The following is a 506-nucleotide window of genomic DNA, read 5'->3' on the forward strand; positions in this document are numbered from 1 at the left end:
GGGATCGGCGTGGCAGCGCTGTCGTCGTTGCTCCAAGGCGCGGAGACGGGCGAAGAGCGGGACGCGAAGACCAACGGGTTGAAGTCGCTGCCGCACTTCGCGGCCAAGGCCAAGCGGGTGATCTTCCTGCACCAGTCGGGGGGACCGTCGCAACTGGACCTGTTCGACTACAAGCCGAAGCTGAAGACGCTATTCGGCACCGAACTGCCGGCGACCATCCGGATGGGCCAGCGCATCACGGGCATGACCTCGGGCCAGTCGTCGCTGCCGGTGGCGCCGTCGCTGTTCCAGTTCGCGCAGTACGGCAAGAGCGGGGCGTGGATCAGCGAACTGCTGCCGTACACCTCGAAGATCGCCGACGACATCTGCATCGTGAAGTCGCTCCATACCGACGCCATCAACCACGACCCGGCCATTACGTTTATTCACTCGGGTTCGCAGCAGCCGGGGCGGCCGTCGCTAGGTTCGTGGGTGAGCTATGGGCTGGGCAGCGAGAACCAGAATCT

At 64.6% G+C, this 506-nt stretch carries 1 protein-coding gene; it reads left to right on the forward strand.

What is annotated here, in order from left to right:
• The coding region (locus tag JNK74_30540; protein MBL7650507.1) for a DUF1501 domain-containing protein at positions 1-506 on the forward strand (506 nt) is incomplete at both ends.

This window comes from Candidatus Hydrogenedentota bacterium (genome assembly GCA_016791475.1).
In the GTDB taxonomy this organism is placed as follows: domain Bacteria; phylum Hydrogenedentota; class Hydrogenedentia; order Hydrogenedentales; family JAEUWI01; genus JAEUWI01.